This is a genomic window from Mesorhizobium sp. M0894, from assembly GCF_040319725.1.
Taxonomy (GTDB): domain Bacteria; phylum Pseudomonadota; class Alphaproteobacteria; order Rhizobiales; family Rhizobiaceae; genus Mesorhizobium.
This window is the reverse complement of the sequence record NZ_JAMYOG010000003.1, coordinates 470003-490367: the sequence shown is the minus strand read 5'-3', so window position 1 is coordinate 490367 and position 20365 is coordinate 470003. Positions and strand designations below refer to the sequence as shown.

General features: G+C 62.7%; 20 protein-coding genes. 13 read left to right on the top strand and 7 right to left on the bottom strand.

Annotation, left to right across the window (positions count from 1 at the left end; all coding sequences use genetic code 11):
- Positions 1 to 25: 25 nt before the first annotated feature.
- From NKH91_RS08715 to NKH91_RS08695, 5 genes are all read right to left on the bottom strand, one after another.
- A complete protein-coding gene (locus tag NKH91_RS08715; protein ID WP_023721875.1) occupies positions 26 to 691 on the bottom strand; it encodes a septation protein A in 666 nt (221 codons plus the stop codon).
- A 60-nt stretch (positions 692 to 751) separates the two neighbouring features.
- Positions 752 to 2515 (bottom strand): signal recognition particle-docking protein FtsY, encoded by a 1764-nt coding sequence (gene ftsY / locus NKH91_RS08710; protein WP_352845374.1) that lies wholly within the window; start codon positions 2513 to 2515, stop codon positions 752 to 754.
- Between the two features lie 11 nt (positions 2516 to 2526).
- Positions 2527 to 3828 (bottom strand): tRNA (N(6)-L-threonylcarbamoyladenosine(37)-C(2))-methylthiotransferase MtaB, encoded by a 1302-nt coding sequence (gene mtaB, locus NKH91_RS08705; RefSeq protein WP_352845372.1) that lies wholly within the window; start codon positions 3826 to 3828, stop codon positions 2527 to 2529.
- A complete protein-coding gene (gene dapF, locus NKH91_RS08700; RefSeq protein ID WP_352481057.1) occupies positions 3828 to 4712 on the bottom strand; it encodes a diaminopimelate epimerase in 885 nt (294 codons plus the stop codon). Before dapF ends, mtaB begins: the two co-directional genes overlap by 1 nt.
- A 74-nt stretch (positions 4713 to 4786) precedes the next feature.
- On the bottom strand, positions 4787 to 4948 hold the full coding sequence (locus tag NKH91_RS08695) for a DUF1328 family protein (protein ID WP_031195454.1): 162 nt from the start codon (positions 4946 to 4948) through the stop codon (positions 4787 to 4789).
- A 289-nt stretch (positions 4949 to 5237) separates the two neighbouring features.
- Here NKH91_RS08695 and NKH91_RS08690 point away from each other — a divergent pair, with 289 nt between their 5' ends.
- Both NKH91_RS08690 and NKH91_RS08685 read left to right on the top strand, forming a co-directional pair.
- Positions 5238 to 5702, top strand: a complete 465-nt coding sequence (locus tag NKH91_RS08690; protein ID WP_352845370.1) for an NAD(P)-binding domain-containing protein — start codon at positions 5238 to 5240, stop codon at positions 5700 to 5702.
- Between the two features lie 32 nt (positions 5703 to 5734).
- Entirely contained in the window at positions 5735 to 6496 is a 762-nt protein-coding gene (locus NKH91_RS08685) for an NAD(P)/FAD-dependent oxidoreductase (RefSeq protein ID WP_352845368.1), read from the top strand.
- Here NKH91_RS08685 and NKH91_RS08680 read toward each other — a convergent pair.
- Positions 6493 to 7503, bottom strand: coding sequence for an MBL fold metallo-hydrolase (locus tag NKH91_RS08680; RefSeq protein ID WP_352494047.1), 1011 nt, complete (start codon positions 7501 to 7503; stop codon positions 6493 to 6495). The genes NKH91_RS08685 and NKH91_RS08680 overlap by 4 nt on opposite strands.
- Positions 7504 to 7784: 281 nt before the next feature.
- On the opposite strand from NKH91_RS08680, the gene NKH91_RS08675 reads away from it, so the two are divergent.
- Positions 7785 to 8324 (top strand): protease inhibitor Inh/omp19 family protein, encoded by a 540-nt coding sequence (locus tag NKH91_RS08675; protein WP_023723103.1) that lies wholly within the window; start codon positions 7785 to 7787, stop codon positions 8322 to 8324.
- 82 nt (positions 8325 to 8406) lie between these two features.
- Positions 8407 to 9603, top strand: a complete 1197-nt coding sequence (zapE, locus tag NKH91_RS08670) for a cell division protein ZapE (protein ID WP_352845366.1) — start codon at positions 8407 to 8409, stop codon at positions 9601 to 9603.
- Positions 9604 to 9690: 87 nt separating this feature from the next.
- On the opposite strand, the gene NKH91_RS08665 is transcribed toward zapE, so the two are convergent.
- Positions 9691 to 10119 (bottom strand): GNAT family N-acetyltransferase, encoded by a 429-nt coding sequence (locus NKH91_RS08665; protein ID WP_352845364.1) that lies wholly within the window; start codon positions 10117 to 10119, stop codon positions 9691 to 9693.
- A gap of 232 nt (positions 10120 to 10351) precedes the next feature.
- Between NKH91_RS08665 and mdh the strand changes: the two genes are divergently transcribed.
- The 9 genes from mdh to NKH91_RS08620 all read left to right on the top strand — a co-directional run bounded on the left by mdh (position 10352) and on the right by NKH91_RS08620 (position 20357).
- Positions 10352 to 11320: a malate dehydrogenase gene (mdh, locus tag NKH91_RS08660; protein WP_023723107.1), complete on the top strand. Its 969-nt coding sequence runs from the start codon at positions 10352 to 10354 to the stop codon at positions 11318 to 11320.
- 41 nt (positions 11321 to 11361) lie between these two features.
- Positions 11362 to 12555 (top strand): ADP-forming succinate--CoA ligase subunit beta, encoded by a 1194-nt coding sequence (gene sucC, locus NKH91_RS08655; RefSeq protein WP_352481052.1) that lies wholly within the window; start codon positions 11362 to 11364, stop codon positions 12553 to 12555.
- A gap of 4 nt (positions 12556 to 12559) precedes the next feature.
- A complete protein-coding gene (locus tag NKH91_RS08650) occupies positions 12560 to 12931 on the top strand; it encodes a cupin domain-containing protein (RefSeq protein ID WP_352845362.1) in 372 nt (123 codons plus the stop codon).
- Between the two features lie 64 nt (positions 12932 to 12995).
- The gene (gene sucD / locus NKH91_RS08645; RefSeq protein ID WP_352719356.1) at positions 12996 to 13898 is read left to right on the top strand and encodes a succinate--CoA ligase subunit alpha; all 903 of its coding nucleotides are present in this window, start codon (positions 12996 to 12998) and stop codon (positions 13896 to 13898) included.
- A gap of 41 nt (positions 13899 to 13939) precedes the next feature.
- On the top strand, positions 13940 to 14686 hold the full coding sequence (locus NKH91_RS08640) for a hypothetical protein (protein ID WP_023723112.1): 747 nt from the start codon (positions 13940 to 13942) through the stop codon (positions 14684 to 14686).
- A gap of 36 nt (positions 14687 to 14722) precedes the next feature.
- The gene (locus NKH91_RS08635; RefSeq protein WP_352588022.1) at positions 14723 to 17710 is read left to right on the top strand and encodes a 2-oxoglutarate dehydrogenase E1 component; all 2988 of its coding nucleotides are present in this window, start codon (positions 14723 to 14725) and stop codon (positions 17708 to 17710) included.
- Positions 17711 to 17758: 48 nt separating this feature from the next.
- Complete coding sequence (gene odhB, locus NKH91_RS08630; protein WP_352481049.1) at positions 17759 to 19060, top strand: 2-oxoglutarate dehydrogenase complex dihydrolipoyllysine-residue succinyltransferase; 1302 nt, start codon at positions 17759 to 17761, stop codon at positions 19058 to 19060.
- Positions 19061 to 19083: 23 nt separating this feature from the next.
- Complete coding sequence (locus NKH91_RS08625) at positions 19084 to 19611, top strand: hypothetical protein (protein ID WP_352481048.1); 528 nt, start codon at positions 19084 to 19086, stop codon at positions 19609 to 19611.
- Entirely contained in the window at positions 19608 to 20357 is a 750-nt protein-coding gene (locus NKH91_RS08620; protein WP_023722722.1) for an SDR family oxidoreductase, read from the top strand. The genes NKH91_RS08625 and NKH91_RS08620 overlap by 4 nt, the downstream gene beginning before the upstream one ends.
- The last annotated feature ends 8 nt before the right edge of the window (positions 20358 to 20365 follow it).

Genomic DNA, 20365 nt, shown 5'->3' with positions numbered 1-20365 from the left:
GCTACACACTTTTCTTGGAATTGCTCTATTTGCCGGCTTTCTCTTCCTTGGCGGCCTTGTCCTCGAGCGAGTGGCGCAGGATCAACGGCATTTGGCTTAACGTGAAGACAAGGGTAATGGGAATCGTGCCCCAGACCTTGAAATAAAGCCAGGTTTCCTCAGAAAAATTGCGCCACACGACCTCGTTCAGCACAGCCAGAAAAAGGAAGAAAAGCCCCCATCGGAAAGTGAGCTTGCGCCAGCCTTCGGCGTCGAGATTGAAGGCGGAATCAAAGACATAGCCCAACAGCGATCTGCCAAACGCCAACCCGCCAAGCAGCGTGATGCCGAACAGGCTGTTGATGATTGTCGGCTTCATGAAAGCGAAGGTCTTGTCCTGCAGCCACAGCGCCAGCGCACCAAACACAAACACGACGATGGCCGAGACCAGCGGCATGATCGGCCAGCTGCGCGTCAAAATCCACGAAACGCTGAGCGACAGCGCCGTCGCCACCATAAAGAACGCTGTGGCAATCAGGATAGGCTCGCCGATATGGCTGAGGATCGGGAATTTCCCGACAAGCCACGCGCCGCGGATGGTGGTGAAAAAGAACACCAGACCAGGCCCGAGTTCGAGCAGGAATTTCAGGCCGGAGTTCAACGCCTTGCGTCGCGGATCGGACAGGTCGCGTTCGAGGATGGGTGGGTTCATGGGATCCTTCTTACGCACGATCCAATCCAAAAAGTCTGCAACTTTTCGGGATCATGCTCGTCAAGCCACGCCAGCGATCGCCCTGGCGAACTCGCTTGCGGAAAAGGGTTCGAGGTCGTCGACCTGTTCGCCGACGCCGATGAAGTAGACCGGCAATTTGTGCTTTGCCGCGATCGCCACCAGAATACCGCCGCGCGCCGTGCCGTCCAGCTTGGTCATCACCAGGCCGTTGACGCCGGCGACATTGCGGAAGATCTCGACCTGGTTGAGCGCATTCTGGCCGGTGGTGGCATCGACCGTCTGCAGCACGGTGTGCGGCGCTTCCGGATCGAGCTTGCCCAGCACGCGGACGATCTTTTCCAGTTCCGCCATCAGTTCGGTCTTGTTCTGCAGCCGCCCGGCGGTGTCGATGATCAGCACGTCGGAGCCGGCCTCCTTCGCCCGCTCGAAGGCGTCGTAAGCGAGGCCGGCGGCGTCGGCGCCGAGCTTCGAGGCAATGACCGGCGAGTTGGTGCGCTCGCCCCAGATCTTCAACTGCTCGATCGCGGCGGCGCGGAAAGTGTCGCCGGCGGCGAGCATCACCGAGAGGCCGCCATCGGTCAGCTTTGCGGCGAGCTTGCCGATGGTCGTGGTTTTCCCCGTGCCGTTGACGCCGACGACCAGGATGACATGCGGCTTGTGGCTGAGGTCGAGTTCCAGCGGCATGGCGACATGGGTCAGCACCTTCTCCACCTCCGTCGCCATGATGGCGCGGACTTCCGTCTCGGAGACATCCTTGCCGTAGCGGCTGGCGGAGAGCGCGTCGGTAACGCGCAAAGCCGTCTCCATGCCGAGATCGGCGCGGATCAGCACATCCTCCAGGTCCTGCAGCGTGTCCTCGTCGAGCTTGCGCTTGGTGAAGACACCGGCGATGTTGCCGGACAACTCCCTGGAAGAGCGGGCAAGCCCGTCTCGCATGCGCTGGAACCAGGAGCGCCTCGGCGCCGGTTCGGGCGCTCTTTGCGGCTCGGCCTTCTGCTCGACCTTCTTGGTTACGGTCACCTTGCCGGGGGCAGGTTTTGGCTCCGGCGATGGTTGCGGAATGGCCTCTGGTTCGGGCGCAATCTCGGTCAAGACCGGTTTCGTTTCGACCGGGGCGGGCTGGCGGAGCGGAGGCGGGATTTCGGCCGGCGGCGCTTCGGGCGCTGCGGAGGGGCTCTCGGCGGGCGGTGCGGTATCTTGCAGAGGTTCGCGCTGCCCCTCACCCTTTCCCGTTCCGGGGCGAGCCGCTTGTCTCGCCGGTCCTTCGGACCCCCGTGAAGGACGGAGAGAGGGGGACGTCAGCGTTGCAGCTTCTTCTTCATCGCTTTCAAAAGGAGGCTCGGCCTGCCGATCAGCCCCCTTCTCCCCGTCACCATACGGGGAGAAGGTGCCGGCAGGCGGATGAGGGGCAGCGCCAGCTTCCGATGACCGAGGCTCAGTCTGGACAATCTCCGGCTGCTCCGGCTCGGGAATAACAAGCTCGGCCGGGATTTCTTCCGGCTCCTCAGCAGGCGTTTCCGACTCCGGCTGGATCTCTGGCTCGGGCGGAATGGTTGGTGCGGGTTCGAGCGGTGGCTGCGGCGCGGGCGGCGCTTCCGTCTCGACAGACGGCGGAGGCGCAGTGTCTGCCTCGGGCCGCGACTCTTCGCGTTTCAAAAACTCCGGGACGGCCTGCTCGGCCGCCGGCTTCAGCGCCTCCAGTTCGTCCCATTTGATCGGCGGCAGCGGTGCGGTCTCGTCGGGCCGCTCCTCGACAACTTCCTTCTTGCCGAACGAAAATATCTTCTTGAAAAACCCGGCCATGTCTTGCGCTCTCAGGCGGCGCGGGCGGCAAGCGGCGCGGCGATCAGTCTGATACCGTCATTGCCGGCGATATCAGCCTCGACGATGTCGCCCGGCGCCCCGGCTGACAACACGGCCAGCGTAAACCCTTCGGTGCGGCCGAGCCCATCGCGCTCGACCAGGATCGACTGGCGTGTGCCAGCGAGCGAGGAAAGGTGACGGCGGTAGGCGACCTCGCCGGCGGCGCGCAACCGTGCGGCGCGCTGCTTGACCATTTCGCGGCGAAGCTGCGGCATGCGCGCGGCGGGCGTGCCCTGGCGCGGCGAAAACGGGAAGACATGGAGATGCGTCAGGCCGCATTCCTCGACGATCTCCAGCGAGTTTTCGAACATGGCATCCGTCTCCGTCGGGAAGCCGGCGATGATGTCGGCGCCGAAAACGATGCCGGGGCGCAGTTTGCGCACATCCTCGCAAAAGCGGATCGACTGGTCGCGGCTGTGCCGGCGCTTCATCCGCTTCAGGATCATGTCGTCACCCGATTGCAGCGACAGGTGCAGATGCGGCATCAGCCTCGGCTCGGTGGCGATGGCGTCCAGCAGATCGTCGTCGGCCTCGATCGAATCGATGGAAGAAAGCCGCAGGCGTTTCACGTCTGGCACCTGCTTCAGGATGGTCTTGACCAATTTGCCGAGCTTCGGTGCGCCCGGCAGATCGGCGCCAAAACTGGTCATGTCGACGCCCGTCAGCACGATCTCGGCATAACCATTGCCGGCGAGTCGCTTGACCTGCTCAACCACGGCGCCCATCGGGACCGAGCGCGAATTTCCGCGACCGTAGGGAATGATGCAGAAGGTGCAGCGGTGGTCGCAGCCGTTCTGCACCTGGACAAAAGCGCGCGCCCGGCCCTCGATGGCGTCGACCATGTGGGTGGCCGTTTCGCGCACCGAAAAGATATCGTTGACGCGCGCCTTTTCGGTGTCGTTGACGCCGAAATCCGGCAGCGCGCGATATGAATGCGCCTTCAGCTTCTCCTCATTGCCGAGGACGAGATCGACCTCGTCCATGGCGACGAAATCCTGCGGGCCGGTCTGCGCGGCGCAGCCGGTGACGATGATGCGGGCGGCCGGGTTGTCACGGCGGGCTTTTCTGATCGACTGCTTGGCCTGGCGCACCGCCTCGCCGGTGACGGCGCAGGTGTTGAAGATGATAGCGCCGCCTTCGAGCCCGCCGAGGCCCGCACTTTCGGCTTCACGCCGCATCACCTCGGATTCATAGGTGTTCAGCCGGCAGCCGAAGGTGACGACGTCGATACCCCTGGTGCCACGAGGAGCCATCAGGCGGCGCTTTCGGTGTCGCGCGCCCACGCCCCGGTCGACGGATCGAAGCTGCCGGAAAATTCCCATTCGGCGGCACCGGTCAGGATGACGTGGTCGTCGTCGCGCCACAGGACGTGCAGCGAGCCGCCGCCGGGCGTCATCAGCGTGACGCTGCGGCCGGTGCGCCGGGTGCGGGCCGCGGCGACCACGGCGGCGCAAGCAGCCGAGCCGCAGGCCTTGGTCAGTCCGGCGCCGCGCTCCCAGGTGCGGATGGCCATGGTCTCCGGCGAAGTCACTTGCGCGATGGTGACGTTGGCGCGCTCAGGGAAGATCGGGTGGTTTTCGAGCAGCGGGCCGAAGCGCTCGAGTTCATAGGACCGGACGTCGCGGTCGACCCAGAAGATGGCGTGCGGATTGCCCATCGAGACGACCGACGGCGAATGCAGTACCGGCGCATCGATCGGGCCGATCTGCAGTTCGATCATGCGGGTGTCGCGAAACTCCTCGGCCAGCGGGATGTCCCGCCAGCCAAAGCGCGGCTTGCCCATGTCGACCGAGATCATTCCGTCGGCATGTTCCTCGGCATTGAGGATGCCGGCGACTGTTTCAAAGGCAAATGTCTTCTGGCCCGTCTCGGCGGCGAGCGCCTGGACGACACAGCGCATGCCGTTGCCGCAGGCTTGCGCACTGGTTCCGTCGGAATTCAAGATGTCGATGAAAAAGGCGGTGCCCGGCGTCCTGGGATCGTGGATCGCCATGATCTGGTCGAACCTGGTCGCGGCGTCGGCATTAAGCGCGACGGCTGCCGCAGGCGTTACGCGATCGGCACGGCCACGCATATCGGCAACGATGATTTCGTTGCCGATACCGTTCATCTTGGCGAAAGGGGCCGCGCTTGCCATGGATCGAAAGGTCTCTTGCCGATTTGGCGCCTATATGGCGGATACCGGCCGAAATTACCAGTGCGGCATGCTTTTCAGGTCACCGCGAATACGCCAAGCACGATCAGCAGGAAGATGATCAGCACGATGCCGATGAGGATGCGGGCGCCGGTTGCGGCGGCTCCAGCCAGTGCCGGCATGCCGAGCAGGCTTGCCGCGGCCGCGATAATCAAAAGAATGATGATCCACCTGATCATGAGAGACACCTCGCAGCCGGCAGGTTTGAACACCTACAAACGCTTCTGCGAGGGCTTGGGTTCCCTGCGGTGGCTGGGCGGGTCGAGGACCTGGCTGTGATATGCAGCTACGGATGCAATGTTGTCATGGTGTTGAATGAACGCTACCGTTGTGTCGATTTGACGTCCGGGAATGGATATTTCGCTGCTAAGCAATCTTGGATCCGTTTTTTCGTCTTACCCATGATCTTCACCGCACCGACACCGTAAGCTGACGACGTGTTTGGCGGGCCGGCGATAGAGTTTTCCAATGACTGAGCGTTGGGACACGATCATTATTGGTGGCGGCCAGGCGGGGCTCGCCATGAGTTACTATCTTCACCAACATGAACGTGAGCATGTCGTGTTGGAACGCGCGCGTATTGCCGGACGCTGGCGGACTGAGCGTTGGGATTCGCTTCGGTTTCAATTCATCAACCAGGCAATAGAGCTTCCTGGGGTTTCTTATCAGGACCCTGAACCGGAAGGATTCGCCCACCACACCGCCATCACGCGGTTCATCGAGCACTATGCGGCAAAAATTGCAGCTCCGGTTCGCGAGGGTGTGGAGGTCACGAAGCTCCGACACAGGGATACCGGCGATTATGCGTTGGAGACAAACGCCGGCAGCATGACGGCCCGCAATGTCGTTGTGGCGACAGGCCCTTTCCAGCGTTCGATGGTACCGGCGGCGGCCAAGGATTTGCCTCGATCCGTTTACCAGGTTCACGCTTGAGGTACCGCAACCCCGACGAGCTTCCCCCCGGAGTGGTGCTGGTGGTGGGCAGTGGTGCATCCGGCAGCCAGATTGCGGATGAACTCCAGCAATCCGGGCGCGATGTCTATCTTTCGGTCAGTCCGCATCGTCGGGTGCCGCGGCGCTATCGCGGCCAGGATGTTTTGTGGTGGTTCGACAAAATGGGACGTTTCGAGATCACTATCGATAGTTTCCCGGAGCGGCGGTATCCCCCCTCGACCGTCGTAACCGGTGTCAACGGCGGTTACGATATGAACGTCCGCCGTTTTGCACACGATGGTGGAGTGGTGCTGGGACGTGTACTCGGATGCGCCGATGGAAAACTGTTGGTGGCCGGGGATGCCTCGCAGATATTGCCTGAAGCCGATAGGTCCTATGACGATTTTGTCTCCGCGGCAGAGGCGTTGGCAGAGAAACCTGAAGTCTCGGACCACATCAGCGATGGCAATGAACGCTCAGCAACGCCAATCCTGGCGGAAGTCGGCGGCGCCCGGTCAGTGGATATCTCCGGCGAGAACGTCGGCTCGGTCATCTGGGGAACGGGATATCGCTTCGACTATAACTGGATCGATTTACCAATTTTCGATTCGCGCAACGCACCTATTCAACAGCGTGGCGTGACAGCCTTTCCCGGCCTATACTTTCTTGGCCTTCATTGGATGCATACCTTCGGCTCCGGCCTTCTTTCATATGTGGGCCGCGACGCCGCCCATATAGCCAGGCATATGGAAGCTTTGCAGCCGCCTTCGCCGTCAGGCCAGCCGCCGCGCTAAACCTCTGGCACGTCCCAGACTTCGCCCGGCTGCAAGGCACGGAAACGATCCCGCGGCAGACCGGCGGCTCCAAGTGCTTCGCCGAGCTTTCTGGCCGGCTCGTCGATCGGCTCGTTGGTGAGCCGGAATGTGCCCCAGTGGCAGCCGGCGGCATAGCCAGCGTTGCACAAAAGCATGCCTTGCACCGCCTCCTCCGGATCCTGGTGATGCGGCGCCATGAACCAGCGCGGCTCGTAGGCGCCGATCGGCAGGATGGCGAGGCGGAAGCCGCCATGCTTTTCAGCCATCAGCCGGTAGTTGATACCGCCGTGGAAGCCGGTATCGCCGGCAAAATAGATCTTTGCACTTGGCGTTTCGACGACGAAACCCGCCCACAGCGCCATGCGCCGGTCGCGAGTACCGCGGGCCGACCAGTGGTGCACCGGCTCGACATGCACGGCGACGTCATCGCCGATATCGACCCGATCGCCCCAGTCATGCGCGGAAAGCCGCATACCGGGAACGGCAGCGCCGATGATGGCGTCGTTGCCGAGCGGCGTCAGCAGTAGCGGGTCGTGCCTTGCCTTCAGGCGCTTCAGCGTGGCGAGGTCGAGATGGTCGTAATGGTTGTGGCTGACCAGCACGAGGTCGATCGGCGGCAGATGGGAAAAGGCGATGCCCGGCGGATTGACGCGTTTCGGCCCGGCGAACGAGATTGGCGAGACACGCCGCGACCAGACCGGATCGGTAAGGATGTTCAGGCCGGCTGTCTGGACGAGCAGCGAGGAATGGCCGACCATGGTGAGGCGGAGCGCTGCACCATCGATCCGCTCGACCGGTCTTGCCGGTGGAAACGGACTCGGATTCGCCGCCGGCCATTTCGAGCGCTCGCCGCTCAATTGCCATTTCAACAGATCGGCAAAGCGACCCGGCGGCCGGCCGTCGGGATTGAAGAACAAGGTGCCGTCGAAATGATCGCTGGGCGGGCCGCTGTAATAGCGGTTGGCGGCTCTCTTTCTCGCGGCCAAGAAATCGGCTCCCTGCAGTTTGCTGATCGCCAAGAGATAATGCCGGAGCCAGCTGGCGCAAGCATTTGAGGTGAACGTCAAGGATTTGGAGCCGGCGCGCCGTATCGCACCGACCCGGAGGTATCAGCCAGGCAATGTGCATTTTGCGATAAATTTGCAACATTAGCGGCGCAAACCGTATTTTAACCATATCGGGTTGAAATTTCGCCACCTTCTCCATCTTGGTGAGAGGGACATTGCGCGGACGGCACCCCCCAGCCGGATCCGACGGAGGTTGAAGAATGAGATTTTCGAAAACCGGCCTGCTGGCCGTATCGCTGGCCGCGCTCGTTGCGAGCGGCTGTTCAACCTCGCGGTTCTCATCAATGGACGAGCAGCAGCCGGCGCCGCTGGAAGCTGCGCCCGCCGGCAAGGTGACTGCAAACCAGCTGCCGCCCCCGGCGACACCCGGCCCGGCCGATCCGTCGAAATTTCCAACCGCGCCGCAGAACACCCAGGTCGCCTCGTTGCCGCCCGACGGGACGGCGCCGGCCGGCGCGGCCGACCTGACCGCCTCCAGCGTCGCCGGCGTGTGGAAGGCAAGCGTGTCCGGCCAGAGCTGTCAGGTGGCGACGCCGCAGACCAAATTCGGCTCGGGCTATCGCGCCGGACCGCTGCATTGCCCGGCGCCGCTCGACGGCATCAAATCCTGGAACGTCGCCGGCAAACAGCTGACGCTCTTTGACGAGAACGGCGGCACGCTGGCACGGCTCTATTCCTCGGGCGGCGAGAAATTCGACGGCCAGACTTCCAACGGCCTGCCGATCTCGCTAACAAGGTAATCGAACCGCCCCTATTGTTACGCAATTCCGGACGGAAAACCGTTATACACTTTCCTGGAATTGCTGCAGAACGACGTGACCGATGCATCTGCGTGACGGCCTCCAGACCCATGCGACCGTCAAGCAGCGCTACGACCATCTGGTCGAGACGGGCGCCATCGGGCGCGACCCGGCGCAGGAGCGGATCGCCGCTGCGCTCGACCGGCTGATCGACGAAATATCGGCAAAGCGGCTGGCGCATAAATCAAGCGCACTTGGGTGGCTGTTCGCCCGCAAGCGCGAAGTGCACGAGGCAGTCAAGGGCCTCTACATCCATGGCGGCGTCGGCCGCGGCAAAACCATGCTGATGGATATGTTCTTCGAGCTGCTGCCGGTGCGGCGCAAGCGCCGCGTGCATTTCAACGATTTCATGGCCGACGTGCAGGATCGCATCCAGAAGCACCGGCAGGCTCGCAAGAACGGCACGGCCAAGGAGGACGATCCGATCCCACCGGTGGCGCGCGCGCTGGCCGAGGAAGCCTGGGTGCTGTGCTTCGACGAGTTTTCGGTCACCGACATCGCCGATGCGATGATCCTGTCCAGGTTGTTTTCGGCGTTGTTTGCCAATGGCGTGGTGCTGGTCGCCACTTCCAATGTCGCGCCGCAGGAGCTCTACCGTGACGGCCTGAACCGTCAGTTGTTCTTGCCGTTTGTTGCTATCTTGGAGCGCCACGCGCAGGTGCTGGCGCTGGACGCCGACAAGGATTACCGCCTCGACAAGCTCAGCCGCATGCCGGTCTACGTCACCCCGGCCGATGCCGCCGCCGACCATGCGCTCGACCACGCCTGGGCGGTGATGACGCATGGCAGGCCGACGGCCGAGACGATGCTGATGGTGAAGGGCCGGCATGTCGTAGTGCCGCGTGCTGCCGGCGAGGCGGCGCGGTTTTCCTTCGCTGATCTCTGCGAGAGGCCGCTCGGCGCCCGTGACTATCTTGCCATCGCCGGCCGTTTCTCGACCATCTTCATCGACCATGTGCCGGTGCTCGGCGAAGGCAAGCGCAACGAAGCCAAGCGCTTCATCCTGCTGGTCGATACGCTCTACGATCATCATGTGCGGCTGGTGATGAGCGCCGCAGCACCGCCGCCGCAGCTCTATACGGCCAAGCGCGGCAACGAGGTCTTCGAGTTCGAGCGCACCGCATCGCGGCTGATCGAGATGCAGAGCCACGACTGGCTGGAGGATTGGGTGGAAAGGCAGAAGGCGCGGGGATCATCGACAGAGGCGCGGCAGGCTTAGGGCTAGGAGCCCGATGCCCAGCAGGCTGATCTGCAGCGCTCCTTCACACCTGTCCAGCCATCGTTAAAAGGGTCCGGCCCGCCGCGTCTATAATCGATAAACATACATCACAAAATCCTCCGCCGGCCCATGCGGCACCTTTCGCGACTCGTAAAGTGCGCGAGCAGCAACATTGTCCGGCTCGGTGCCGACCCAGGCCTCCTCACAACCATGCTCGCGACCGAGTGCGAACATGGCGTCGAGCATCCTCGTCGCAATGCCCTGGCGTTGAAAGGCCGGCGCCACGCCGACCTCGTCTATGTAGAGTTCGCTCACCTTGTCCGGGTGCCGGTGGACGATCGCGGCGCATTGGCCGATAACGACGCCGTCGGCGAGGGCCACGATCATGAAATGGCCGGGCGCCGCGAGATAGGCAGAGAGTCGATCCGGCCTGACCGGCTCATCGAAAACCTCGTCGGCAACCCACATCACAAGGGCGTCATCGCCCGGAAATAGCCTTCTGATTTCAGATGCCATTGTGTAGAATTCCTCTAGCCGGCTTCAGAACTTTTACGTTTACGTAAGTCCCATTGTTTCTAACCGATTGAAATTACTCACTCCAAAATAATCGTTTGAATTTTTGCACGGCCGGGGCTATTGCGTGCGGCGAATTTCGCGGTTCCGCAGCATTCCGGCCTCTTCCTCCGACGCCGTCATCAAATCGTCAAGGATTTGGGCGCCGTCATAGTCAAAGGGAAAACATCCTGACATGGCACGCAACAAGATAGCGCTCATCGGCTCGGGCATGATCGGCGGCACCCTCGCCCACATGGTCGGCCTCAAGGATCTCGGCGACGTCGTGCTGTTCGATATCGCCGAAGGCATCCCGCAAGGCAAGGGGCTGGACATCGCGCAGTCGTCGCCGGTCGATGGGTTCGACTCCAGGCTGACCGGCGTCAACGACTATGCCGGCATCGAGGGCGCCGACGTCTGCATCGTCACCGCCGGCGTGCCGCGCAAGCCCGGCATGAGCCGCGACGATCTTCTGGGCATCAATCTGAAGGTGATGGAGCAGGTCGGCGCCGGCCTCAAGAAATACGCGCCGAAGGCCTTCGTCATCTGCATCACCAATCCGCTCGACGCCATGGTCTGGGCGCTGCAGAAGTTTTCCGGCCTGCCGAAGAGCCATGTCGTCGGCATGGCCGGCGTGCTCGACAGTTCGCGCTTCCGTTATTTCCTGGCCGAGGAATTCAAGGTCTCGGTCGAGGATGTCACCGCCTTCGTGCTCGGTGGCCACGGCGATTCCATGGTGCCGATGATCCGTTATTCCACCGTTGCCGGCATCCCGCTGCCCGACCTCATCAAGATGGGCTGGACCTCGAAGGAGCGGCTCGACCAGATCGTGCAGCGCACCCGCGACGGCGGCGCCGAGATCGTCGGCCTGCTCAAGACCGGTTCGGCCTTCTACGCGCCCGCCGCCTCGGCCATCGCCATGGCCGAAGCCTATCTCAAGGACAAGAAGCGGGTGCTGCCCTGTGCTGCCTTTCTTTCCGGCCAATATGGCGTCAAGAACACCTATGTCGGCGTTCCCGTGGTGATCGGCGCCGGCGGCGTCGAGCGTATCATCGAGATCGAACTGGCGAAAAGCGAACAGAAGATGTTCGACAGTTCGGTCGCCGCGGTGCAGGGTCTGTGCGACGCCTGCGTCAAGATCGCTCCGCATCTCGCGGCCAAATAAGCCGGCAACCAAGCCCGCCAAACAAGCTGGAGACATAGCGCATGAACATCCATGAGTATCAGGGCAAGGCGCTGCTGAAAGGTTTTGGCGCACCGGTGGCCGAGGGCGTGCCGGTGTTCAAGGCGAGCGAGGCGGAAGCCGCCGCCAAGGCGCTGCCCGGCCCGCTCTATGTGGTCAAGAGCCAGATCCATGCCGGCGGCCGCGGCAAGGGCAAGTTCACGGAGCTCGGCGCCGATGCGAAGGGCGGCGTCAGGCTGGCGAAGTCGGTGGCCGAGGTCGTCGCCAACGCCAAGGAGATGCTCGGCCATACGCTGGTCACCAAGCAGACCGGCCCGGCCGGCAAGCAGGTCAACCGGCTCTACATCGAGGACGGCGCTGACATCGAGCGCGAGCTCTATCTGTCGATCCTGGTCGACCGCTCGGTCGGGCGCGTCGCCTTCGTCGTCTCGACCGAGGGCGGCATGGACATCGAGGCGGTCGCCCACGACACGCCGGAAAAGATCATCACCGTCGCCATCGACCCGGAAAAGGGCGTGACGGCCGACGATGTGAACACGCTCAACGCCGCACTGAGGCTCGACGGCGACGCCGCCAAAGATGGTGGCACGCTGTTTCCGATCCTCTACAAGGCATTTGTCGAGAAGGACATGAGCCTGCTCGAGATCAACCCGCTGATCGTCATGAAGAGCGGCCGGCTGCGCGTGCTCGACGCAAAAGTGTCGTTCGACAACAATGCGCTGTTCCGCCACCCGGACGTGCTCGAATTGCGCGACACCACCGAAGAGGACGAGAAGGAGATCGAGGCGTCGAAATACGACCTGGCCTATGTCGCGCTCGACGGTAATATCGGCTGCATGGTCAACGGCGCCGGCCTTGCCATGGCGACGATGGACATCATCAAGCTCTACGGCGCCGAGCCGGCCAACTTCCTCGATGTCGGCGGCGGCGCGTCTAAGGAAAAAGTGACGGCGGCGTTCAAGATCATCACCAAGGATCCAGCGGTCAAAGGCATTCTGATCAATATCTTCGGCGGCATCATGAAGTGCGACATCATCGCTGAGGGCGTCATCGCCGCGGTCAAGGAGGTCGGCCTGCAAGTGCCGCTGGTTGTGCGGCTGGAAGGAACCAATGCCGAGCTCGGCAAGAAGATCATCAACGACAGCGGGCTGAACGTGGTGTCGGCCGATGATCTCGACGATGCGGCCAAGAAGATCGTGGCGGCGGTGAAGGGCTGAGTCTGTGCCTCCGCACAAGATAAACCTCGTCGAGGCGGCGGATACGAAGATCAAGAAGGTCTTCGATCCGCATATTGCCGGCGACGTCAACGATTCCCAGGTCAAGATCGCCAAGTTCGGCGACGTCTTCGATTGGCACGCGCACGACAATGAAGACGAGGCCTTCCTGGTGCTGCGCGGCCGCATCGCCATCGATTTCCGCGACGGCACGGTGGAGCTTTCCAGCGGCGAGTTCATCGTCGTGCCGCGCGTCGTCGAGCACCGGCCGCGCTCGCTGAGCGAAGAACCTGTTGTGCTGATGTTCGAGCCGGCGACGACGCTCAACACCGGCAATGCCAAGAGCGACCTCACGGTCGCCGACCTCAAGCGATTGTGACCACGGCGGCTATGACCATGAGCGCGCGGCCTTCCCCGATCAACGGTTTTTGAAAAGGACCACCATGTCCATCCTCGTCGACAAGAACACCAAGGTGCTGGTGCAAGGCCTGACCGGCAAGACCGGCACGTTCCACACCGAACAGGCGCTGGCTTATCACGGCACGAAAATGGTCGGCGGCATCCATCCCAAGAAGGGCGGCGAGACCTGGACCGGCGCCAAGGGCGAGGCACTGCCGATCTTCGCCACCGTAGCCGAAGGCAAGGCGAAGACCGGCGCCAACGCTTCGGTCGTCTACGTGCCGCCGGCGGGTGCTGCCGAAGCGATCCTGGAAGCGATCGAGGCCGAGATCCCGCTGATCGTCTGCATCACCGAGGGCATACCGGTGATGGACATGATCAAGGTCAAGGCGAGGCTCGACCGCTCGAAATCGCGGCTGATAGGGCCGAACTGCCCCGGCGTGCTGACCCCCGACCAATGCAAGATCGGCATCATGCCCGGCAACATCTTCCGCAAGGGCTCGGTCGGCGTTGTTTCGCGCTCGGGAACGCTTACCTATGAGGCGGTGTTCCAGACCACCAATGTCGGTCTCGGCCAGACCACCGCCGTCGGCATTGGCGGCGATCCGGTCAAAGGCACGGAGTTCATCGACGTGCTGGAGATGTTCCTTGCCGACGATGAGACCAAGTCGATCATCATGATCGGTGAGATCGGCGGCTCGGCCGAGGAAGACGCCGCGCAGTTCCTCAAGGATGAGGCAAAGCGTGGCCGCAGCAAGCCGATGGCGGGCTTCATCGCCGGGCGCACGGCGCCGGCGGGCCGCACCATGGGCCATGCGGGCGCGGTCATCTCGGGCGGCAAGGGCGGCGCGGAAGACAAGATCGCGGCGATGGAATCGGCCGGCATCAAGGTATCGCCGTCGCCAGCACGGCTCGGTACGACGCTGGTCGAGGCGATCAAGGGTTAAGAAAGTGAGCAGTCGAGCTTTCGAATGCCGATGAGCAGGACATGGAAGACGAGAAGCGCATCATCCTATGCATACCCGGCCCTTGGGAAGGCAGGTCGGCCTTTGTGCGCGCCGTTGCAGAGGCGTCGATGCCTTCAGCTGATTATGTGGCTGCGGGGATGATCGTGATGCACGGCCCGAGCAAAGCTGCGTTCGAGTTTGATTTCTGCGACCGCGACGAGGACATGACGAGAGCCTTCGCTAGCGCTGGCCTCGTCAACGAGCTCGGTAAGGATGTCATCGACAAAATCGCCTCGCATAGGAGCGTCGTCTACCTGCTTTCCACATCCCCACAAACGAAGGAAACGTCGATTTCCGTCGCAAAAGCGGCAGCCCATCTGATCAAGGCCGGCGGTCTTGGCGTGAAGGTCGAAACGGCCGGCAAGGCATTCTCAGCCGATCAATGGCTTGAACGCACAAGCGGTGATTTTGTTGAGATCTATGGACTGATGGTTCTGGATTCTGTCTCGGATGGCACGACGACCTACAGCTGCGGCATGCGTAATTTGGGGCTTTGGGATTCTATCGTTTCAGGTGACGAATTTCAGTCTGCCGTCAAGCTGCTTCGCGGCTTCAACATGTATCAACTTTACGAAAGCCCCGAGCTTTTGGCCGGTCAGACGTTTGGACTGGAAGCAGGCGCACCGCGATATCGTTTGAGTGTGGAGACGCAGCAGCCAGACGGGGAACACAATCTGTATACGAACCCTTTTGGCATGTGGCGGCTTAGCCGCGTGGTAGCGCATTAGGGATAGGGAGAACGGAGTAGCACTCCGCTAGGCAAAATGGCACGACAAGATCAAACCAACGACCAGTTTTCGCTTACCTCGTTTCTCTATGGCGGCAATGCCGACTATATCGACGCGCTTTATGCCGCTTATGAGGACGATCCCGCGTCGGTCGATCCCGAATGGCAGGACTTTTTCGCGGCGCTGAAGGACGACGCCGGCGACGTGCGCAAGAATGCCAAGGGCGCCTCATGGGCCAAGCCCTCCTGGCCGATGCAGGCCAATGGCGAGCTTGTCTCGGCGCTGGACGGCAATTGGGGCCTGGTCGAAAAGCACATCGAAAAGAAGGTCAAGGACCGAGCGGCCGGCAACGGCGCAGCCCTTTCCGACGCCGACGTGCATCAGGCGACGCGCGATTCCGTCCGCGCCATCATGATGATCCGCGCCTTTCGCATGCGCGGCCATCTGCATGCCAATCTCGATCCGCTCGGCATTGCCAAGCCGCTCGAGGATTATAACGAGCTGTCGCCGGAGAATTACGGCTTCACCGAAGCCGATTACGACCGGCCGATCTTCCTCGACAATGTGCTCGGGCTGGAATTCGGCACCATCCGGCAGATGCTCGACATCCTGACCCGGACCTATTGCTCGACGCTCGGCGTCGAATTCATGCATATTTCCGATCCCGAGGAGAAGGCCTGGATCCAGGCGCGCATCGAGGGCGCCGACAAGGAGATCTCCTTCACCGCCACCGGCAAGAAGGCGATCCTGCAAAAGCTGGTCGAGGCCGAAGGCTTCGAGCAGTTCATCGACGTCAAGTACAAGGGAACCAAGCGCTTCGGCCTCGATGGCGGCGAGTCGCTGATCCCGGCGCTGGAGCAGATCGTCAAGCGCGGCGGCCAGCTCGGCATGAAGGAGATCGTGCTCGGCATGGCGCATCGCGGCCGGCTGAACGTGTTGTCGCAGGTGATGGCCAAGCCGCACCGCGCCATTTTCCACGAGTTCAAGGGCGGCTCGGCCGCGCCCGACGAGGTCGAAGGCTCGGGCGACGTGAAGTACCATCTCGGTGCCTCATCCGACCGCGAGTTCGACGGCAACAAGGTGCATCTGTCGCTGACCGCCAACCCATCGCATCTGGAAATCGTCGATCCGGTGGTGATGGGCAAGGCGCGCGCCAAGCAGGATTATCTGTTTGGCCGCAGCCGCGAGGAGATCGTGCCGCTGGAAGAGCGCGCCAAGGTGCTGCCGCTGCTGCTGCATGGCGATGCCGCTTTTGCCGGCCAGGGCGTGATTGCCGAAATCCTTGGCTTGTCCGGCCTGCGCGGCCACCGCGTCGCCGGCACGCTGCATTTCATCATCAACAACCAGATCGGCTTCACCACCAACCCGCGCTTTTCGCGTTCGTCGCCCTATCCGTCCGACGTGGCCAAGATGATCGAGGCGCCGATCTTCCACGTCAATGGCGACGATCCGGAAGCCGTGGTCCATGCCACCAAGGTGGCGATCGAATTCCGCATGAAGTTCCACAAGCCTGTCGTGGTGGACATGTTCTGCTACCGCCGCTTCGGCCACAATGAGGGCGATGAGCCGGCCTTCACCCAGCCGATCATGTATCGCAAGATCCGCAACCAGAAGACGACCATGCAGATCTATGCCGACCGGCTGATCGCCGAAGGCCATATCAGCCAGGCCGAGCTCGAAAAGATGAAGGCCGACTGGCGGGCGCATCTCGAGCAGGAATTCGAGGTCGGCCAGCACTATAAGCCGAACAAGGCGGACTGGCTGGACGGCGCCTGGTCCGGCCTGCGCTCGGCCGACAACCAGGACGAACAGCGGCGCGGCAAGACCGCGGTACCGGTCAAGACGCTGAAGGAGATCGGCAAGAAGCTGACCGAGGTGCCGAAGGATTTCGAGGCACACAAGACGATCATCCGCTTCCTCGACAACCGCCGCCAGGCGATCGAATCGGGCGAAGGCATCGACTGGTCGACGGCCGAGGCGCTGGCCTTCGGCGCCATCCTGCTCGACGGCAATCCGATCCGGCTGTCCGGACAGGATTCGGAGCGCGGCACCTTCTCGCAGCGCCATTCCGTGCTCTACGACCAGCGCGACGAGACCCGCTACATCCCACTCAACAATCTGTCGGCGGCGCAGGCCGGGTTCGAGGTCATCAACTCGATGCTGTCGGAAGAGGCCGTGCTCGGCTTTGAATATGGCTACTCGCTGGCTGAGCCGAAGGCGCTGACGCTGTGGGAAGCGCAGTTCGGCGACTTCGCCAATGGCGCCCAGGTGGTATTCGACCAGTTCATCTCGTCGGGCGAGCGCAAGTGGCTCAGAATGTCGGGCCTCGTCTGCCTGCTGCCGCACGGCTATGAAGGCCAGGGGCCGGAGCATTCGTCGGCCCGGCTCGAGCGCTTCCTGCAGCTTTGCGCGGAAGACAACATGCAGGTCGCCAACGTCACGACGCCGGCCAACTACTTCCACATCTTGCGCCGGCAATTGAAGCGGGACTTCCGCAAGCCGCTGATCCTGATGACGCCGAAGTCGCTGCTGCGCCACAAGCGGGCGGTGTCGACGCTGCCGGAAATGTCGGGCGAAAGCGCCTTTCACCGGCTGTTGTGGGACGACGCCCAGCTGCTGTCGGGCCAGGCCATCAAGCTCACCAAGGATTCGAAGATCCGCCGTGTCGTGCTCTGTTCGGGCAAGGTCTACTACGACCTCTACGAAGAGCGCGAGAAGCGCGGCATCAACGACATCTACCTGCTGCGCGTCGAGCAGCTCTATCCGTTCCCGGCCAAGGCGCTGATCACCGAACTGTCGCGCTTCCGCAATGCCGAGATGGTGTGGTGCCAGGAGGAGCCCAAGAACATGGGCGCCTGGTCGTTCATCGATCCGTATCTCGAATGGGTGCTGGCGCATATCGACGCCAAGCACCAGCGGGTGCGCTATACCGGCCGGCCGGCGGCCGCCTCGCCGGCGACCGGATTGATGTCGAAGCATCTCGCCCAGCTTGCCGCCTTGCTCGACGACGCGCTTGGTGAATAGAACAGAACTGGGCGGATAAAATAGAACCGAAAGAAACGGACAGGCACAATGGCAACCGAAATCCGCGTCCCGACACTTGGTGAATCCGTCACCGAGGCGACCATCGGCAAATGGTTCAAGAAAGTCGGCGACGCGATCGCCGCCGATGAGCCGCTGGTCGAACTCGAAACCGACAAGGTGACGGTGGAAGTGCCGGCCGCCGCCGCGGGCACGCTCAGCGAGATCGCCGTCAAGGAAGGCGAGACGGTTGGCGTCGGGGCGCTGCTCGGCACGATTTCGGCAGGCGCCGGCGCAGCAGCCAATGCTGCCGCCGCTCCGGCAGCGAAGCCGGACGCGGTGTCGCAGGCCTCGGCTCCGACCGCGGCCTCGAGCGTCCAGCAGGCCGCGGCCGAGACGGCCAAGATCGCCGGCGACGCCGGCGCGATTGAGACACGCACAATGCCGCCGGCGCCGTCGGCGGCAAAGCTGCTGGCCGAGCACAATCTTGCGGTCGACCAGGTCTCGGGCTCGGGCAAGCGCGGCCAGGTGCTGAAAGGCGACGTGCTCGACCTGATCGCCAGGGGCGCGCCGTCGCAGCCGGCCGAAATGCCAAAGGCAGCACCTGTGTCGGCACCTGTCGCCGCGCGCGCGCCGTCCTCGGCCGACGATGCGTCGCGCGAGGAGCGCGTGCGCATGACCAAGCTGCGCCAGACCATCGCGCGCCGCCTCAAGGAAGCGCAATCGACCGCCGCGATGCTGACCACCTTCAACGAGGTCGACATGAGCGCGGTGATGGCGCTGAGGAGCAAATACAAGGACGTGTTCGAGAAGAAGCACGGCGTGAAGCTCGGCTTCATGGGTTTCTTCACCAAGGCCGTCACCCATGCGCTGAAGGAGATCCCGTCCGTCAACGCCGAGATCGACGGCACCGACATCATCTTCAAGAACTACGCCCATATCGGCGTCGCCGTTGGTACCGAAAAAGGCCTTGTCGTGCCGGTCGTGCGCAATGCCGACCAGATGTCCATCGCCGAAATCGAGAAGGACATCGGCAGGCTCGGGCTTGCGGCGCGCGACGGCAAGCTATCGGTTGCGGATATGCAAGGCGGCACGTTTACGATTTCCAACGGTGGCGTTTACGGGTCGCTGATGTCGACGCCGATCCTCAATGCGCCGCAGTCGGGCATTTTGGGCATGCACAAGATCCAGGAGCGGCCGGTGGTGGTCGGCGGCCAGATCGTCATCCGGCCGATGATGTATCTGGCGCTGTCCTACGATCACCGCATCGTCGACGGCAAGGAAGCGGTGACGTTCCTGGTGCGGGTCAAGGAAAGCCTGGAGGATCCCGAGCGGCTGGTGCTCGACCTCTAGGGGCGGCCCGAGTGAGCCGGAGAATGGATCTGCGCCACCGGATTGGTTCCTCTCGTTTCCGGTCCGGTTTGTTTGTCACGATCTCCGCACTCGGCGTGCAGACGGTCTCCGCTGCGCTTGCCGCCTGCCCGCTCGAACTGGCCGTCTACGGCGACACTGAAAACGCAGCCGAGATCGATTTCAGGCCAACCGGCGAATCGGCCGCCGTCACCAACAGTTTCAAGATGGTGCTCGACAAGGGCGTCGTTCTCGACGGAATCGTCATGTGGACGGAGGGCGTGGCGCGGCCGCATGGCTCACTGATGTACAAATGCCCGGCCGGCGACGTCACCGGCGACGAGCTCGCCGCCTGCACTGTGTGGGAGGGGGTCATCTATACGGCCGACGACCAGGGCAATATCGCGTTGCTGCCGGGCGAAGGAAAGGATGCGCCGAAGAAGCTGATCCTGCCCGATCTGGGGGCGTCGTTGCAGATGTCGGCGGCCTATGGCGCCAACGGCTTTTCCAAGGTGCCCTGGGACGTCTTTGCCCTGAAAGGATGTCAGGAATGAGCGGAAAAATCCTGCTGGTGACCGGCGGCAGCCGCGGCATTGGCGCCGCTACATGCAGGCTTGCCGCCGAGGCCGGCTACCGCGTTGCGGTCAATTACGCGTCGAATGCAAAAGCGGCCGAAACGGTGGTCGCCGACATCGAGGCCGGCGGCGGAGAAGCCTTTGCCCTCAAGGCCGATGTCGGCAGCGAGACGGATGTGCTGGCCATGTTCGAGGCGGTCGAAGACCGCTTCGGCGGGCTTGATGCGCTGGTCAACAATGCCGGTGTCGTCGACAGCCTGTCACGGGTCGACGAGATGTCGTTCGCGCGGCTCGAGCGCATGATGCGGATCAATGTGATTGGGCCGATGCTTTGCGCACGCGAAGCGGTGAAGCGCATGTCGACCAGAAATGGCGGCAAGGGCGGCGCCATCGTCAATTTGTCTTCGATCGCGGCAAGGCTTGGCGGGGCAGGTCAATATATCGACTACGCAGCCTCCAAGAACGCGATCAACGCCTTCACTGTCGGCCTGGCGCGGGAAGTGGCCGAGGAAGGCGTCCGTGTCAACGCGGTCAGCCCGGGCATCATCGACACGGAAATTCATGCCTCCGGCGGGCAGCCGGATCGCGCCGAGAAAATGGGCCGGGTGGTGCCGATGCAGCGCGCAGGCACTGCCGAGGAAGTCGCGGCCGCAATTCTCTGGCTGCTGTCGGACGAGGCCTCCTATACGACAGGCGCCAATCTGGAAGTCGGCGGCGGCCGCTAAAGCAAAGG

What these genes read in the sequence shown, in the direction of transcription:
- odhB (WP_352481049.1), top strand. Translation starts at nt 17,759, where the DNA reads ATGGCAACCGAAATCCGCGTCCCGACACTTGGTGAATCCGTCACCGAG.
- ftsY (WP_352845374.1), bottom strand. Translation starts at nt 2,515, where the DNA reads ATGGCCGGGTTTTTCAAGAAGATATTTTCGTTCGGCAAGAAGGAAGTT.
- NKH91_RS08695 (WP_031195454.1), bottom strand. Translation starts at nt 4,948, where the DNA reads ATGATCAGGTGGATCATCATTCTTTTGATTATCGCGGCCGCGGCAAGC.
- dapF (WP_352481057.1), bottom strand. Translation starts at nt 4,712, where the DNA reads ATGGCAAGCGCGGCCCCTTTCGCCAAGATGAACGGTATCGGCAACGAA.
- NKH91_RS08640 (WP_023723112.1), top strand. Translation starts at nt 13,940, where the DNA reads ATGGAAGACGAGAAGCGCATCATCCTATGCATACCCGGCCCTTGGGAA.
- mtaB (WP_352845372.1), bottom strand. Translation starts at nt 3,828, where the DNA reads ATGGCTCCTCGTGGCACCAGGGGTATCGACGTCGTCACCTTCGGCTGC.
- NKH91_RS08625 (WP_352481048.1), top strand. Translation starts at nt 19,084, where the DNA reads ATGGATCTGCGCCACCGGATTGGTTCCTCTCGTTTCCGGTCCGGTTTG.
- sucC (WP_352481052.1), top strand. Translation starts at nt 11,362, where the DNA reads ATGAACATCCATGAGTATCAGGGCAAGGCGCTGCTGAAAGGTTTTGGC.
- NKH91_RS08665 (WP_352845364.1), bottom strand. Translation starts at nt 10,119, where the DNA reads ATGGCATCTGAAATCAGAAGGCTATTTCCGGGCGATGACGCCCTTGTG.
- NKH91_RS08690 (WP_352845370.1), top strand. Translation starts at nt 5,238, where the DNA reads ATGACTGAGCGTTGGGACACGATCATTATTGGTGGCGGCCAGGCGGGG.
- sucD (WP_352719356.1), top strand. Translation starts at nt 12,996, where the DNA reads ATGTCCATCCTCGTCGACAAGAACACCAAGGTGCTGGTGCAAGGCCTG.
- zapE (WP_352845366.1), top strand. Translation starts at nt 8,407, where the DNA reads ATGCATCTGCGTGACGGCCTCCAGACCCATGCGACCGTCAAGCAGCGC.
- NKH91_RS08635 (WP_352588022.1), top strand. Translation starts at nt 14,723, where the DNA reads ATGGCACGACAAGATCAAACCAACGACCAGTTTTCGCTTACCTCGTTT.
- NKH91_RS08675 (WP_023723103.1), top strand. Translation starts at nt 7,785, where the DNA reads ATGAGATTTTCGAAAACCGGCCTGCTGGCCGTATCGCTGGCCGCGCTC.
- NKH91_RS08620 (WP_023722722.1), top strand. Translation starts at nt 19,608, where the DNA reads ATGAGCGGAAAAATCCTGCTGGTGACCGGCGGCAGCCGCGGCATTGGC.
- NKH91_RS08715 (WP_023721875.1), bottom strand. Translation starts at nt 691, where the DNA reads ATGAACCCACCCATCCTCGAACGCGACCTGTCCGATCCGCGACGCAAG.
- mdh (WP_023723107.1), top strand. Translation starts at nt 10,352, where the DNA reads ATGGCACGCAACAAGATAGCGCTCATCGGCTCGGGCATGATCGGCGGC.